Source organism: uncultured Brevundimonas sp. (assembly GCF_937863155.1).
In the GTDB taxonomy this organism is placed as follows: Bacteria; Pseudomonadota; Alphaproteobacteria; order Caulobacterales; family Caulobacteraceae; genus Brevundimonas.
The window spans coordinates 1-14,624 of the sequence record NZ_CALMFB010000076.1; the positions used below are offsets into that span (position 1 = coordinate 1).

12 protein-coding genes are annotated in these 14,624 nt (G+C 67.9%); 6 read left to right on the forward strand and 6 right to left on the reverse strand.

Features of this window, described 5'->3' with window-relative positions:
* Together Q0581_RS14275 and Q0581_RS14280 are read right to left on the reverse strand one after the other, a co-directional pair.
* The coding region (locus tag Q0581_RS14275; RefSeq protein ID WP_298701122.1) for an ATP-binding cassette domain-containing protein at nt 1-496 on the reverse strand (496 nt) is incomplete at its 3' end.
* A 106-nt stretch (nt 497-602) separates the two neighbouring features.
* Entirely contained in the window at nt 603-1,922 is a 1,320-nt protein-coding gene (locus Q0581_RS14280; RefSeq protein ID WP_298701123.1) for a gamma-glutamylcyclotransferase family protein, read from the reverse strand.
* A 146-nt stretch (nt 1,923-2,068) separates the two neighbouring features.
* Between Q0581_RS14280 and Q0581_RS14285 the strand changes: the two genes are divergently transcribed.
* The 6 genes from Q0581_RS14285 (at nt 2,069) to Q0581_RS14310 (ending at nt 7,268) form a co-directional block, all read left to right on the forward strand.
* Nucleotides 2,069-3,349 carry a type III PLP-dependent enzyme gene (locus Q0581_RS14285; RefSeq protein WP_298701124.1) on the forward strand — a complete coding sequence of 427 codons (1,281 nt, stop codon included), beginning with the start codon at nt 2,069-2,071 and terminating at the stop codon, nt 3,347-3,349.
* Nucleotides 3,350-3,448: 99 nt separating this feature from the next.
* Nucleotides 3,449-4,501 (forward strand): deoxyhypusine synthase, encoded by a 1,053-nt coding sequence (locus Q0581_RS14290; RefSeq protein WP_298701125.1) that lies wholly within the window; start codon nt 3,449-3,451, stop codon nt 4,499-4,501.
* A 113-nt stretch (nt 4,502-4,614) separates the two neighbouring features.
* The gene (locus tag Q0581_RS14295) at nt 4,615-4,944 is read left to right on the forward strand and encodes a ribonuclease (protein ID WP_298701126.1); all 330 of its coding nucleotides are present in this window, start codon (nt 4,615-4,617) and stop codon (nt 4,942-4,944) included.
* Nucleotides 4,945-5,029: 85 nt separating this feature from the next.
* Nucleotides 5,030-5,518, forward strand: a complete 489-nt coding sequence (locus Q0581_RS14300) for a hypothetical protein (protein ID WP_298701127.1) — start codon at nt 5,030-5,032, stop codon at nt 5,516-5,518.
* Nucleotides 5,515-6,306: a PA-phosphatase gene (locus Q0581_RS14305; protein WP_298701128.1), complete on the forward strand. Its 792-nt coding sequence runs from the start codon at nt 5,515-5,517 to the stop codon at nt 6,304-6,306. The genes Q0581_RS14300 and Q0581_RS14305 overlap by 4 nt, the downstream gene beginning before the upstream one ends.
* Nucleotides 6,303-7,268, forward strand: coding sequence for a right-handed parallel beta-helix repeat-containing protein (locus tag Q0581_RS14310; protein ID WP_298701129.1), 966 nt, complete (start codon nt 6,303-6,305; stop codon nt 7,266-7,268). Before Q0581_RS14305 ends, Q0581_RS14310 begins: the two co-directional genes overlap by 4 nt.
* Here Q0581_RS14310 and aguB read toward each other — a convergent pair.
* The 4 genes from aguB to Q0581_RS14330 all read right to left on the reverse strand — a co-directional run bounded on the left by aguB (nt 7,265) and on the right by Q0581_RS14330 (nt 14,233).
* A complete protein-coding gene (gene aguB / locus Q0581_RS14315; RefSeq protein ID WP_298701130.1) occupies nt 7,265-8,131 on the reverse strand; it encodes an N-carbamoylputrescine amidase in 867 nt (288 codons plus the stop codon). The two genes, Q0581_RS14310 and aguB, sit on opposite strands and share 4 nt — an antisense overlap.
* Nucleotides 8,128-9,111 (reverse strand): agmatine deiminase family protein, encoded by a 984-nt coding sequence (locus Q0581_RS14320; RefSeq protein ID WP_298701131.1) that lies wholly within the window; start codon nt 9,109-9,111, stop codon nt 8,128-8,130. The genes aguB and Q0581_RS14320 overlap by 4 nt, the downstream gene beginning before the upstream one ends.
* A gap of 147 nt (nt 9,112-9,258) precedes the next feature.
* Nucleotides 9,259-12,672: a TonB-dependent receptor gene (locus Q0581_RS14325; RefSeq protein ID WP_298701132.1), complete on the reverse strand. Its 3,414-nt coding sequence runs from the start codon at nt 12,670-12,672 to the stop codon at nt 9,259-9,261.
* Between the two features lie 196 nt (nt 12,673-12,868).
* Nucleotides 12,869-14,233: a capsular biosynthesis protein gene (locus Q0581_RS14330; protein WP_298701133.1), complete on the reverse strand. Its 1,365-nt coding sequence runs from the start codon at nt 14,231-14,233 to the stop codon at nt 12,869-12,871.
* Nucleotides 14,234-14,624 lie beyond the last annotated feature (391 nt).

Below are 14,624 nucleotides of genomic sequence, written 5' to 3' on the forward strand. Positions count from 1 at the left end.
TGGCGCCGCGCTGCTGCTGGCCGCCCGACAGGGTGTTGGCGCGCTGGGCGGCGTAATCGGACACGCCGACGCGGTGCAGGGCCGCCATGGCCATGGCCTTGTCCGCGGCGGGCCATACACCCAGCAGGCCGCGCCAGCCCGGCAGGCGCCCCAGGGCGCCCAGCATGACGTTCGAGAACAGGCTGAGCCGCCCGACCAGATTGAACTGCTGGAAGATCATGCCCAGCTGGCGGCGCGCATCGCGCACGGCGCCGGTGACGCGGCCGTTCTTCTGCACCGTCTGGCCAAAGACCTCGATGGTCCCCTTGCCGCCGTCGATCGACTGCAGGCCGGTGATCGAACGCAGCAGCGTCGACTTGCCCGAGCCGGACGGCCCGATCAGGGCGACCATCTCGCCGGCGGCGATCTGGACGGAGACGCCATCCAGAGCCTTGCGGGCGCCGAAGGTTTTGGACACGTCCCGAACGGACGCGACAGCGGCTGTGGCGGTGGTCATGACCTGCGCGGACGGCTGTTGCTGGGGCAAGCCGCATGACCCGAATGGGCCGCGCGGGCAAGTCTTAATGGCACGCGGGCGGCGATTTCGTCCAGCGGACGATGCGTCAACCGCGCCTTTCGCTCTGATGGCGCAGCCAGTCGCCGTGCGGGACCACCGGGCCGGTGCGAACGCCGCCCTCCACCTCTTCGCCATTATAGACATAGACGAACGCACGGACGCCCGCAGTGGTGGCGGCGACACGCCGGATATAAAGCGACCCCGTGCGGGCGCGACGATTGAACACGCGCGTGTCGTTGGGGTTGAACAGTTCGTGCTGATCCAGCCGCTTGAACACTTCCGGGTCGACGACTTCGTACAGCTCGCCGGTGAACTCGCCCTCGCCGTCCAGATAGACGCCCGGATAGGCGCCCAGGTCGATCATGGCGCCGCGGATCTGGGTCGGGCCGACATGACGCAGACCCTCATCCAGGCGCAGGGTGGCGAAATCCGGCTCTGATCGCCGCAGGGAGCCGTAAAGAACCAGATGGGTCACGCCGGACACGTCTAGCGACACCGTGTACTCCTGCTGGAGTCCTCCGATCTGCTGATCCGAGGAATCGCTCCTGAAATAGGCCCACGCATCCATCGCCACGCCGCTATCGGGTGCATAGGCCCTGACGCACATGCGGGTGCAGGCCCCTAGCTGGGAGTGCATGGGATCGAAATCAAGCACGGCGTCCAGCCGCCCGGCCGCCTCCACGCCCTCGCGGGTATCGTCGAAGGCGAACAGCCGTCCCGTGGCGGAAACCTCGCAACTCAGGTCCAGATCGCGCACGCCGGGGCTCTCGCCGGCGATGCGCACCGACCCCGACTGCCCCGGCCCCAGACGTGCGGACAGGGCCGGCGCCTGCTGGGCGACGACCGCCAGCTGGCGGTCGGTCAGGAAGACATGGCGCACCGGCACGGCGCCCAGCTCGCCCGCCAGGCGCTCGAACCCGAAGGCGGTGTAGGCGCGCAATATGCCGAACGGATCGGACCGCATCAGATCCATCCAATATTCGAACATCGCCAGCACATCGCTGCGCCGAACCTGTTTCGACTCCAGCATGTACAGAATATTCTCGAAATAATTCAGAAAGTTGTCGAAGTGCCGCAGGAATTCCTGCTCGCTCTGACTCAGCACCAAGTGACGGTCCGATATCCGTTTCTGGATGATGGGCGCGACCATTCCGAGATAGCGGTACTCCAGCCCGATACGCATTTCATCGAACCGGACCGAGTTGTAGAATTCCGAATACAGCTGCTGCAGCCACCGCGCCGCCTCCAGCCGCTGGCGCTTGTGGTGATTGTACACGGCCCAGCCCGCGCCGACGCAGGCGGCGACGACCAGCAGGAACTGTGGCGCAGCCTGAATAAGGGCCGCCTGGACGGTGGGATCGGTCATCGGTTTCCTGATTTTCTCGCCACGAAAAAACCCCTTTACATGACAGCGCGATGACCTCATATCGCGCGTTCCGGCGGACCCCGTAGGTCCTTGCTTGCGCCGCTAACGCCGGTCTGGGTTTAACTATCAACAGGGGGTTACGTGAATTGCGCACGTACCAGCTTCCCCTGGACCTGGTCCGCGAGCGGTCCCCTGAGCGTCCTGTCGCCCTCGTGCGACCGCGCTCGGTTTCCGTAGCGGCGCGCTGGTTCCAGGATAATCTGAAAGCCGACGTCTTCTATGCGGTGAAGGCGAACCCTTCGCGCTGGGTCATCGAGACCCTGGTGGACGCGGGCGTCACCGCCTTCGACGTGGCCTCGGTCGCCGAGATTGAACTGGTGCGTTCGGTCAGCGCCGACGCGCGCCTGGCCTTCATGCACCCGGTCAAGAGCCGGGCCGCCATCACCAAGGCCTATTTCGAGCACGGCGTCCGCACCTTCGCCCTGGACAGCCATGACGAGCTGGCCAAGATCATCGACGCCACCGGGAACGCGCCGGACCTGAATCTGGTCGTGCGCATGGCCGTGTCGGCGGACGGCGCGGCCTATACGCTGTCGGGCAAGTTCGGCGTCTCGCCGGATGCGGCCCCCGCCCTGCTTCTGGCCACGCGCCAGGCGGTGCGCGACGGGCTGATGGGGGTGTCGTTCCACGTCGGTTCGCAATGCATGCGCCCGACCGCCTACCAGGCCGCCATGGCCCAGGTCGGTCGCGCCATCAGCCGCGCGGGCGTGATCGTGGACATCGTCGATGTCGGCGGCGGCTTCCCGTCGGTCTATCCGGGCATGGTCCCGCCGGACATGAGCGAATACGCCGACGCCATCCATCGCGGCTTCAACGAGATGCCGGTGTCGGAAACCACCGAACTGTGGTGCGAGCCGGGCCGGGCCCTGGTGGCGGAATCGTCGTCGGTTCTGGCCCGCGTGGACCTGCGCAAGGGCGACGCGCTTTATCTGAACGACGGGTCGTACGGCTCGCTGTTCGATGCGACCCACAGCCGCTGGCCCTTCCCGACCAAGCTGGTGCGCCCAGATTCTGAAAAGGGAGGCGCGGCCTCGGCCGAGCTGAAGCCCTTCCGCTTCTACGGCCCGACCTGCGACAGCATCGACCACATGCCCGGCCCGTTCTGGCTGCCGGCCGATGTGCGCGAAGGCGACTTCATCGAGATCGGCATGCTGGGCGCCTATGGCGTGGCCATGTCGACCGGCTTCAACGGCTATGGCGAACATGAGGTCGCCATGGTCGAGGATGCGCCGATGGCGTCGCTGTACGGCCTGGCCCCCCGCTCCATCCCGACCGTGCGCACCACGGCGGAAGAGCAGGCGCGCAAGGTCGTCCGTCTGTCGCGCCCCAAGGGCAAGGCCGGCCAGCGCAAGAAGGCGCGGCGCTAAACCGTCGCCAAGGCGTTATAGATTGCAGCGGCCCGTCGCTCCGTCCGGGCCGCTGTTCCTTTTGACGACGGGCGCTCAAATCAGAGGGAAACCGCCGAAATGAACGCTCCCGTTCAAGCCAACACCAAGGCCGAGCTGCTTCAGAACACCGTCGAGCACGTGGACATCACCAGCTTCGACGCCCGCCCGATCATCGACAGCATGCGCAAGATGTCGTTCTCGAGCCGCGACACCGCCCGCGCCGCCGACATCTTCAACATGGCGCTGGAAGACAAGGCCTGCTCGCCCTGGCTGATCCTGGCCGGCTCCACCTCGGCCGGCGGCTGCATGCATGTGTATCGCGACATGGTGAAGCTGGGCATGATCGACGCCGTGGTCGCCACCGGCGCCAGCATCGTGGACATGGATTTCTTCGAGGCCCTGGGCTTCAAACACTATCAGGCCGCCGGCCCGGTGGACGACAACGTCCTGCGCGACAACTACATCGACCGGATCTACGACACCTATATCGACGAAGAAGAACTCCAGGCCTGCGACCACACCATCCTGGAGATCGCCAACCGTCTGGAGCCGCGCGGCTATTCCAGCCGCGAGTTCATCTGGGAGATGGGCAAATGGCTGTCGGAAGGCAACGCCAAGAAGCCCGGTTCGCTGATCCAGACCGCCTATGAAGAGGGCGTGCCGATCTTCTGCCCGGCCTTCGTGGACTCCTCGGCCGGTTTCGGCCTGGTCAAGCACCAGAAGGAGCGGGCCGCCGCCGGTCAGCCCTATATGATGCTGGACGCCATCGCCGACTTCCGCGAACTGACCGACATCAAGATCGCGGCGGGCACCACCGGCCTGTTCATGGTCGGCGGCGGGGTTCCGAAAAACTTCGCCCAGGACACCGTGGTCTGCGCCGAAATCCTGGGCGTCGAGGCCGACATGCACAAATACGCCGTCCAGATCACGGTCGCCGACGTGCGCGACGGCGCCTGCTCGTCGTCCACGCTGAAAGAGGCGGCGTCGTGGGGCAAGGTGGACACCACCTTCGAACAGATGGTCTTCGCCGAGGCGACCACGGTCGTGCCGCTGATCGGTTCGGACGCCTATCACCGCGGCGCCTGGAAGAGCCGGACCAAGCCGCGCTGGGCCAAGCTGTTCGGGAAGTAAGACCGTTCACGTCGCCAGACGATCGATGCAAGGGGCGCTCGAAAGGGCGCCCCTTCTGCTTTGCGGGAACCGGCGCGTCGCGGGCGGCTTCTCCTTGATGAAGGAGCCGCACCATGACCGATCACCACCTGGCCGAAGACGCCCGTGAAGCCGACGAGACCGGCGAACGCCCCGACCTGGGCCGCAAGTCCGACGCCCTGATCGATGCGCTCAGCGGCACCGATTCCGGCTCGGACACCCGCGCCGGCTCGCTCCAGGGCGGGGCCGCCACCGGCTCGGACCGCGACGCGGCCCAGGCGGCCGTCAACGCCGACCTGAAACGCCAGGGCCAGGCCCAGCCGGACGGATCGCCCGCCGCGCCGGAGGCCCAGACCAGCCTGAAGACAAACGACAAGGCCGACCCAAAGGCGTCCGGCGACGACGTGGACGCCGCCACCGGTTGACGGCGCCTTTCGTCCGCAACGGCGCCTTGCCGCGGCCACAGGCTTGGGCCACCTTGCCCCGCGTGAATTTCTGAGGTCGCTTCGTATGATCCGTCGTCTGCCGGCCGTCGCCCTGGGTTTCAGCGTTCTGGCCCTCGCCGCCTGCAACCCGGCGCCCAAGGCTGAGAAGGCCCCGGCCGAAACCGGCCCCGAGGCCGCCTCGACCGCGCCCGTCCCGGCCCCCGCACCCGCCGCCATGCCAGCGGTCGCCGCCGCGCCTGCGGCCCAGGGCGCACCGGTGTTCGCCGTTCTTTATCCCGAGGCCGCCGTGGACGGCGCGCCCACCCTGGCCGACGGCGGACGTGGCGGCATCATGACCTTCACCGTCGCCGACGCACCCGAAGACGTCATCGCCTTCTATCGCACCCGCGCCGAAGCGGCGGGCCTGAAGTCGGTCATGGCCATGAACCAGGGCGCGGTGCGGGCCTATGGCGCTTCGGGCGGCGACGCCGGCTCGGCCGAACTTCAGGTCGTGGCCTCGCCCACCGACACGGGCGGCGCCTCGGTGCAACTGACCTGGAGCGCCGGCCAGTGATCCGCCGCGCGGCCGCCATGGCCGCGTCGGGGCTGCTGGCCGCCTGCGTCACCACGCCCGAGGTTTCGGCCCCGCGCATCGAAGGCTATCTGCCCGCCGCTTCGGTTCAGGCCCTGGCCCAGACCCTGCCCGCCCCGCCCGCGCCCGACAGCGCCGACGATCGCGCCGACCGGGCGGCCTCGGCGGCCCTGCGCAGGTTCGAACACACCGACCGCTGGCTGATGGCCACCGCCCATGCGGAACTGAGCCCGCCCCTGGCGTTACAGCATTTCGACTGCGCCCTGGGCGTGCGCACGGCGGACGCAGACGGCATTCCCGCCTTGAAGCGCCTGGCCCAGCGACTGATGCACGATGCGGTCGACCTGGCCCAGGCGGCGTCGGTGCGGTTCGACCGGCCCCGGCCCGTCGCCCTGGACGCCGAGCGCGCCGCCTGCGTGCGCCTGGACGCCGAGGGGCGCAACCGCACGGCCTGGCCGTCACGCCCAGCCCTTTACGCCGTCGCCTATGCCGAGGCCCTGGCGGCGGCGGCGCCCGACCGGGCCGAGGCGGTGCGCGCCATCGGCCGGGCGCTGGGCGACAGCGCGGCGATCTGCGCCCTGAACAGCCCCGCCGATGTCGAGGCCGGGCGCGCTTTGGCCCGACAGCTGGTTCAGGCCCAGGCCCAGGACGCCGCCTGGCGCGCCGATGTGGCGGCGGCAAGTGACGAGATTGTGCGTCTGCGCGCCACCGGCCGCACCCACCCGGCCTGCGCCGCCGAGCGCCGGGCGCTGGACACGGCGGGCCTGTGATCGGCCTGATCCTGAGCCTGCTGGGCCAGACGGCGCCCCCGCTGCCGGCGGCCCTCCCCTGCACGGCGGCGGAAACGGCCGAACTGACCGCCGCCTCGGACCAGCCCGTCCTTCTGGCCTGCCGCGCCGTGCTGTCGCCCGACACGCGGGTGACCCGGCGCATCGTGATCGAGGGCGAGGGGGCGTCGGGCGCGGGCATCGACTGTCGCGGCGGCGCCCTGGGCGTTGCGGGCGCGGCGACCACCACACGTGCGCCGACCGTCTATATCGTCTCCCAGGCTGACGGGACCGGCTGGCGCCGCCCCACCGACGTGCGGATCGAAAACTGCACCGTGCATGGCGCGATCCGCATCTGGGGCATGGGCGCCGGCGGGTCGATGCGCGACCTTCTGCCGTCGTCCCGCACGGCCGGTCATACCGCCGCCGCCCAGGCCGCCGCGCCGACGCGCATCCAGCTGACCAACCTCACCTTTGCGGCCACCGGCTCCATCCCGCTGTATGTCGGACCGGGGGTGACGCGGGTCAGCGTCCAGCAGCCGCGCTTCACCGGCCGGTCGGTTTCGACGGCCGTCTATCTGGACGCCGAAAGCGCCGAAAACGCCATCACCGGCGGCGTCTTCGACATCCGCACCGGGCGCGAGATGATCGCCGTGGACGGCTCGGCCCGCAACCGCATCACCGGCAATCGCTTCGCCCTTCGCGGGAGAGGCGGCGTCTTCCTGTATCGCAACTGCGGCGAGGACGGGGTGATCCGCCACCAGACGCCGTCCGGCAATACGATCACCGACAATGTCTTCACCAGCGCCGGCTGGTTCCGTCGCCGCGCCGTCGTCGTGGGCGCACGCGAGGGGAACCGCCGCTATTGCCGCGACGACGCCGGATGGCCGTTCGGCTCCAGCGCCGACGACGGCGACCACGCCACGGGCAATATCGTGGCAGGCAATACGGTCAGCCGGTTCTAGCCGCCGTGGCCCATTAGCGGGCCATACAGATCCGTGCGGCGGTCGCGGAAGAAGCCCCAGGCGGCGCGGTGGCGATCCAGGAAGTCCAGGTCGAAGCTGTGCACCAGCACGCCCTCTTCGTCCCGGCCCAGGCTTTCGATCAGGTCGCCGCGATGATCGGCGATGAAGGAGTGGCCATAGAAGGTCTGGCCCGCCGCCGTCACCTGTTCGTGGCCGATGCGGTTGGCGCCGACCACCGGCACGACGTTGGACACGGCATGACCCTGCATGGCGCGACGCCACGGCTGGGCGGTGTCCAGGCTGTCGTCGTGCGGCTCGGTTCCGATGGCGGTGGGATACATCAGCACCTCGGCCCCCATCAGCATCATGGCGCGCGCCGTCTCAGGGTACCACTGGTCCCAGCAGATGCCGACGCCGACCCGGCCGAACCGGGTGTTCCAGACCTTGAAGCCCGTATCGCCCGGCCGGAAATAGTATTTCTCCTGATACCCCGGCCCGTCGGGAATATGGCTCTTGCGATAGACGCCCAGGGCCGAACCGTCGGCGTCCAGCATGACCAGGCTGTTGTAATACTGCGGCCCCGCCCGCTCGAAGATCGAGACCGGAATGGCCACGCCCAGTTCCTTGGCCACCGCCGCCAGCTGTGTCACGCACGGATGCTCGCGCCACTCATAGGCGTGGGCGAACCAATGCTCCTCCTGCGACACGCAGAAATACGGCCCCTGGAACAGTTCGCTGGGCAGGATGACCTGGGCGCCCTGGGCTGCGGCCTGGCGGATCAGGTCTATGGTCTTGTCGATATTGGCCTGAATGTCGTCGCCATAGGACGTCTGGAGGGCCGCGACGGATATCTGGCGGGTCATGCCGGCTCCTGCTGGGAGATGCAGTGGAAGGATCCGCCGCCGGTCAGGATGGCGGTCGACGGCAGGGGGATGATCTGCCGGTCGGGATAGACGGCGGCCAGGGCCTCGCAGGCCAGGCGCGCGGCTGTTTCGTCGCCATAGGTGGGCACGATCACCGCGCCGTTGGCGATCAGGAAATTCATGTGGCTGGCGGGAATCGGCCGCTCGTCCTCGTCCGACACCAGACCCGGCGACGGGATGCGAAGGGTGCGCAGGCCCGCGGCCGACAGGGCGGCGGCCGTGGCGTCATAGACCTCGGCGTTCGGGTCCTTGGGCCCATAGGCGATGGGACAGGCCACCACCCCCGGCGCCACGAAGCGCGCCAGGTTGTCGACATGGCCGTCGGTATGGTCGTTCAGCAGGCCGTCGCCCAGCCACACCACCCGCGCTGCATTCAGCGAGGATGTCAGAGCCTCTTGGGCCACCGCTTCGGTCCAGCCCGTGTTGCGGTTGGGGTTCAGCAGGCACTGGCGGGTGGTCAGTATGGTCCCGGCCCCGTCGTGGTCCAGGGCGCCGCCCTCCAGGATGAAATCGTGCCGGTCCAGAGGCACGCCGGCATGGCCGCCGATCTGGTCGGCCACGGTGTCGTCGTGCTCCAGCTCGTACTTCCCGCCCCAGCCGTTGAAGCGGAAGGCGGCCGCGCGCGCCGATCCCGCGCCGAAAATCGGCCCGGTGTCCCTTAGCCAGATGTCGCCGAACCGGCCGGCAACCACCTGAACCCCCGCCACGCCGTCAAAGCGCGCGCGGGCGTCGGCCAGGGCGTCGTCATGGCCGACCAGCAGACGCACCTGCTCCCGGCCCGGCCCGGCCAGGGCGCGGACCAGGGCCTCGACCTCGGCCTGGGCGGCTTCCAGATCGTCCTGCCACAAGTCGGCGTGGCTGGGCCAGCCAACCCACATGGCCCGGTGCGGCGCCCATTCGGCGGGGATGAAGGCGGTCATCGGCGTCGGCGGTCCTTGAACGGCGGCTGAGACGAAAGCGGGCCAGATGGGGATGACGTTCCCCGGCTGCAACGGCCCATAGCACAAAAGGAAAGGGCGGCCCCTTTCGGAGCCGCCCTGACCGTCTTCAGATCGCAGAAGCGTCGCTTAGAAGTCGAAGCGGACGCCCAGCTTGACCTGCCACGGCGACCAGCCGCCCGGCGTGCTGGGACGACGGGCTTCGGCGCCCAGGCCGGCGGTCGAAGCGCCCGACGCCGCGTTCGGCGTCTGCAGCTGCGAGTAGTTGAACACCGCGTTCGGCGTAGCGCAGCTGGTGTTGACGCCACCGGGGGTCTGGCATTGCAGAACCACGGTGCCGACACCCTTGTAGAAGGGATACTGCTCGTTCACGCCCCACGACGGGTTCAGCAGGTTACCGAAGTTCTCGATGTCCATGTAGAACTTCAGCTTGCCGGTCGGGATGAAGGGCACCGGCAGTTCCTGCGACAGGCGCAGGTCCACGATGGTGACCGCTTCGGTGCGGAAGCCGTTACGCGGCGCGATCGAACCGGCGTACTTGATCAGGCCCGTGTTGTGCAGGAACGAGTTGAAGTCGGCCAGATTGATGCCCGTGTAGGTGATACGCGGGTCGCTGGTCGCCGTCACATTGCCCGAACCGTCGACTTGCGGGACGTAGAACAGGTGGTTCGAGGTGCCCAGGGCGTTGGAGTAGGACTGCGGCACGGCGTTGCCGAAGTCGTTGTCCAGGCTGCCCGAACGGCTGTTGTGGAAGACGTACGAGAACGGCAGGCCCGAACGACGCTGGGCGAAGATGTTCACGCGGGTCTCGTTGTCGCCGAAGAGATCACGCACCCACGAAGCGTTGACCGAGAAGCGGTGACGCACTTCGTAGTCCGACGTCGACAGGGTCGGGTTGTTGTGGTCGGCCGAAGCGAAGCGGACGTACGACGAGTCCGGCTGCGACGAGGTCAGCGGGTTGCCGTCCTCGGCGTCGGTGAAGGTGTAGGCGGTGTTGACCGACAGACCGTCGAACAGGCCTTCACGCCAGGTCTTCTGAGCCGACAGGGCGGCCGAGAACGAGTGACCGCCGTCTTCCAGGTTGCTGAGCAGCAGGTCGAAGACGTTGGCGCCCGTCACACCCGTGGTCGAGCGGCCATAGACCGGACGGCCGTCAGGAGCGGTGCCGATCTGCACGGCGCGCAGGTCGGTGTAGTACAGGGCGTTTTCGAACTGGTTGTACAGAACGTCGGCTTGCAGGCGGAAGTCTTCGATCAGCGGCAGGCTGAAGTCGCGCGCCACGGTCAGGTTGTACTTCCAGGCCGAGGGAACCTCGAAATTCGGGTCCATGGCCACGACGTTGCCGTTGCCCGGCGTGAAGGTGCAGTTCAGGCCGGCCGGCGGGGTGGTCAGGTCGGTGACGCCCGTGACCGTGCCGGTGCACACCGAGTTGGTGATGCGGGCGCCGTCGTTGCCGAACGGGTTGCCGATCTGCACGTTGGTGCCGATGGCCGAGAAGCGGCCGATGCCGCCCGACACGGTCCACTCGCCCGGCGTCCAGTTGAACCCGAAGCGCGGCATGAACAGATCGCGGCCGTCCAGGTTCGCCGTGTTGGCGAAGCCCTGACGCGAGACGAAGTTGTTGTTCAGGACCGGACGGTCGTCCATCGAGAACCAGTCGTAGCGCAGGCCGTAGCTAACGCGCAGGTCGTCGGCGACCTGCCAAGTGTCTTCGGCGTACAGCGACGACAGGTCGTAGCCGAACTCGACCGCGCCGTCGCGGGCGGTGCCGAAGGCCGCCGGAACCGTGCCGCCCGACGGGTTGACCGCGCCGCGGATGAACAGGTCCGAACCGGCGATTCGGCCGGCCTGGAAGTCGGCCCAGCTGCGGAAGGTCCAGGTGCCCAGCGATTGGGAAACGAAGACGTTCAGGAAGTCACGACGCTCGTTGCGAGCGCCAAACAGGAAGTCGTGCGCACCCCAGCTGTAGCGGGCGATGCCCTCGAAGCTGGTGTTCTCGCTGTACAGATAGTTGTCGTGACGGAAGTTGTCGGCGCCGAACTGGATCTGCGGCGTGCCGGTGCCGGCCAGAACGCCCGGCAGGTCCGAAACGACGACCGTGACCTGGCCGACCGACAGGCCGTTGGCCGGACGCGAGTCGGTCTCGGTTTCCTTGTACGAGAAGCGCAGTTCGGTCGAGAAGTTCGACGTCCACTGCGAGTTCAGCTGGGCGTTGTAGGTGGTCAGACGCTCGTCCTTGACCCACTGGCTGGACTGCAGGCCGATACGCGGCTGGCTGGCGCTGCTGCCGTTGGCGAAGGCCGAGGTCGACGAACCGTTGAACGAGGTGCCGACGGTTTCCTGGAAGGTCAGGGCCAGACGGTGGTCATCGTTGATGTTCCAGTCCAGCTTGATCAGGTATTTCTCGTCTTCGACCGGCGGGGCCAGATCGACGTACGAACCCGGGTCATAGTTGTAGCGCGACTGAGTGAAGGCGCGGAAGGTGTCGATCGCGGCGGTGGTGATGCGCGGGATATCCGACGAGAAGCCGGCGTTCACCGGGCCTTCGGTCAGCGAGAACTGCGATTCGAACTTTTCGTAAGACAGGAAGAAGAACAGGGTGTCCTGGATGATCGGGCCGCCCAGGGTCGCGCCCCAGGTGGTTTCTTCGAACACGCGGTTGAACGGGATACGGTTGCCGAAGCCATAGGCCGGGTTGGCCACACCGTTGACGCGGGTGCGGTTGTCGTAGCCCCAGTAGCGGTCACCCGCCATGCTGTCGTCCGAGCGCTCGTAGAAGGCCGAACCCGAGAAGCTGTTGGTGCCCGACTTGGTCACGGCGTTGATGGCGCCGCCGATGAAGCCGTTGTTGATGACGCTGAAGGGCGCGGCCGAGACGTTCACGGCCTGGACCGAGTCCAGCGAGATGGGCGAACGCTGGGTCGGATAGCCGTTGCCGTTCAGGCCGAACTCGTCGTTCTGACGGATGCCGTCGACGGTCAGCTGGTTCAGGCGGGTGTTGACGCCGGCGAAGGACAGGGCGTCTTCGTTCGAGGCGTCGATGGTCGCGAACGGATCCAGGCGGGCCACATCCTTCAGGTCGCGGCTGATCGACGGCAGCGACTGGATGGTCGATTCGCCGTAGTTGGTCGCCGAACCGGCGCCGAAGTCGTTGGTGAAGCGCTGGCCCGAGACGACGATGTCTTCGACCGACGAGGCGGCCTGGCTGAAGATCATGACGTTGGCGTTGGTGGGGTCGCCGACGCCGATGGCGCCCAGCTCGACCATGCCCGAACCTTCACCGGCGTTGACGGCGATGGTGTACGGACCGCCGACGCGCAGGCCGCGGGCGCTGTAGAAGCCGTTGGCGTCGGCGACGGTGGTCGCCTGGGTGCCGGTCGGCTGGTGGGTCATCACCACGGTGGCGCCGCCCACGGGAGCGCCGGCTTCGTTGGTGATCCGGCCGCGGATCGCGCCGGTGGTTTCCTGCGCGTGCACGGCGGTGGCCGAGACGAGCGCGATGGCCGCGAGGGAGACCCCACAGCTGAGCTTCTTCATGAACATTGGAGCATCCCCTGATTGGCGACCAAACATAGTCGGCGGAAGGCCGAATTCTGTCCGGTCATGCCGGATGCCGCCCCTCTAGGCCCCCCATTGAACGCATCAGCGACAGATATGTGACAGCCGCGTGACAGCCCACAGGGGTTGCGCGGACGCCACACCCGGCTTCGGCGCCGGGTTCAGCGAACGGCGCGCGTCGTCAGTCCGCCCGCCTCTGGAACACGTTCGCCAGACCTTCGGCCGTGGGCCGCAGGGCCGCCGGCTCGTGATAGTTGCCGTTGACCTGGGTCTGGGCGATCACATGGGCGCGGAACCGGGCGAACAGGCCCATGTCCGGCCCGGCAGGCCGGAGCCAGAAGGAATCCAGCGACGCCTGGTGCGTCAGCCCCTCGATATCGAAGAAGGCGTCGCCCAGCACCTTGACCGGCGTCTGGAATCCCAGGGCCGACAGGGCGGCCGAGGAATTGTTGACCACCATGCCGCGCGAGGCGCGGCACAGCTGGGCCAGATTGCCGCCGTCGATGAAATCGACCCGGTCGGCCAGGCCGCGCTCGATGGCCAGGACGCGCGTCATCTTGGCCAGATCGACCAGGCCGGGGTCCAGAGGATGGTTCTTGACCACCAGCCGCGCCTCGGGCGGGGCGTGGCGGGCGAAGCTGGTCATCACCTCGGCCAGGAAGGCGGTGTTGTCGGCGAAATGCGAATACCGCAGCAGCTGGGCGTCGCCCTCGCGTTGCAGGCAGGCCAGATAGAAGGGACCGCGCGCGGCGATCACGGCGGCGTCCGCCTCGGACTTGCGCCGGAAGGCCAGACTGAAATAGCGCCGGATATGGCCAAAGCACTGCAGCCACGGCGGCTGGGTATAGGGGGCCACATAGCGCGGATAGAACAGCCGCCCCGGCAGAAGCGCCAGGTGATACAGGCTGATGTTGACCACATGGTGCGGCAGCACCTTGCCGGTCGGCCGCACGTCCGGCAGCTCGGGCGAGGTCGCCGCATAGGCGGCCGGGCGTCGCGGCAGGCCGCTGGACGCATTGACGCCATTGCGCTCGATCGTGATCCAGTCGGGCCGGAAGTATCCGTTCTCCAGAACCCAGACCCGGGCCTGAAGCTGTTCCGCCTGGGACAGGACGGCCTGATTATAAGCCCCGCCCTCGCCGAACACGACGATGTCGGTGAAATAGGGCGCCAGCTCGGCCAGGCGCGCGGGCCAGCGCCGCCCGGACGCCTTGAAGCGGATCGCGCCGGGCCGGCGCCAGTACATGGCGTCGCCGGCGTTGAAGATCATGCGCGACACCTGGGCGCCACGTTCGTTCAGCGTCTGGGCCAGAACCCGGCCGAACGGGCCGAACGGACAGGTGACGATCAGGAAGCGACGGCCGGCCAGGGGGGCGCTCGGATCCTGGGCGGCGCGCGCGGCGGCGGCCAGCTCGACCTCGGTCGGACGCAGCAGGCCCAGGGAGGAACGGAAAGCCGTCAGGCGACGTGCGCGAGAACCGCGATGGCCGTCCGCACGGCGCGGCGGTATGGCGACCGGTCCCGCCGGGGTACGCAGTTCCACCATGATCAGACCAGGCCCCCATGCCGGTCGAAGTCGCGGCCGCCACTGCGCCGGGCCGGACACGCCGCGTCCAGACCCGTCCGGCGATTAACCGAAACAACACTGATGTGTCTTGTCGCCGTCCTCGCCACAGGGATCAACCGACTTGTCCTAAAAAGCGAAACCGTGACGCTTGTCCTGTGCCGGATTCGTCACGCCCGCGACGAGACCTTTCGATGCGGAGCGGTCCCGATAGCAGAAAGCCGCCGGCAAGCGCGAGGCCCCCCGGCGGCTTTTCCATGGCCATCGACCTTCATCGGTCATGATCGGCGGCCGGAACGGGTTCCGGCCGCCTGTCACGATCTTAGAAGTTGATGTCGATGGTGGCGCGACGGTTCAGCGGCTCGCGCACGCC

Excerpts from the sequence above, each read along its gene's own strand:
- aguB (WP_298701130.1), bottom strand. The coding sequence starts at position 8,131 with ATGACCCGCCAGATATCCGTCGCGGCCCTCCAGACGTCCTATGGCGAC.
- Q0581_RS14320 (WP_298701131.1), bottom strand. The coding sequence starts at position 9,111 with ATGACCGCCTTCATCCCCGCCGAATGGGCGCCGCACCGGGCCATGTGG.
- Q0581_RS14300 (WP_298701127.1), top strand. The coding sequence starts at position 5,030 with ATGATCCGTCGTCTGCCGGCCGTCGCCCTGGGTTTCAGCGTTCTGGCC.
- Q0581_RS14295 (WP_298701126.1), top strand. The coding sequence starts at position 4,615 with ATGACCGATCACCACCTGGCCGAAGACGCCCGTGAAGCCGACGAGACC.
- Q0581_RS14330 (WP_298701133.1), bottom strand. The coding sequence starts at position 14,233 with ATGGTGGAACTGCGTACCCCGGCGGGACCGGTCGCCATACCGCCGCGC.
- Q0581_RS14280 (WP_298701123.1), bottom strand. The coding sequence starts at position 1,922 with ATGACCGATCCCACCGTCCAGGCGGCCCTTATTCAGGCTGCGCCACAG.
- Q0581_RS14290 (WP_298701125.1), top strand. The coding sequence starts at position 3,449 with ATGAACGCTCCCGTTCAAGCCAACACCAAGGCCGAGCTGCTTCAGAAC.
- Q0581_RS14325 (WP_298701132.1), bottom strand. The coding sequence starts at position 12,672 with ATGTTCATGAAGAAGCTCAGCTGTGGGGTCTCCCTCGCGGCCATCGCG.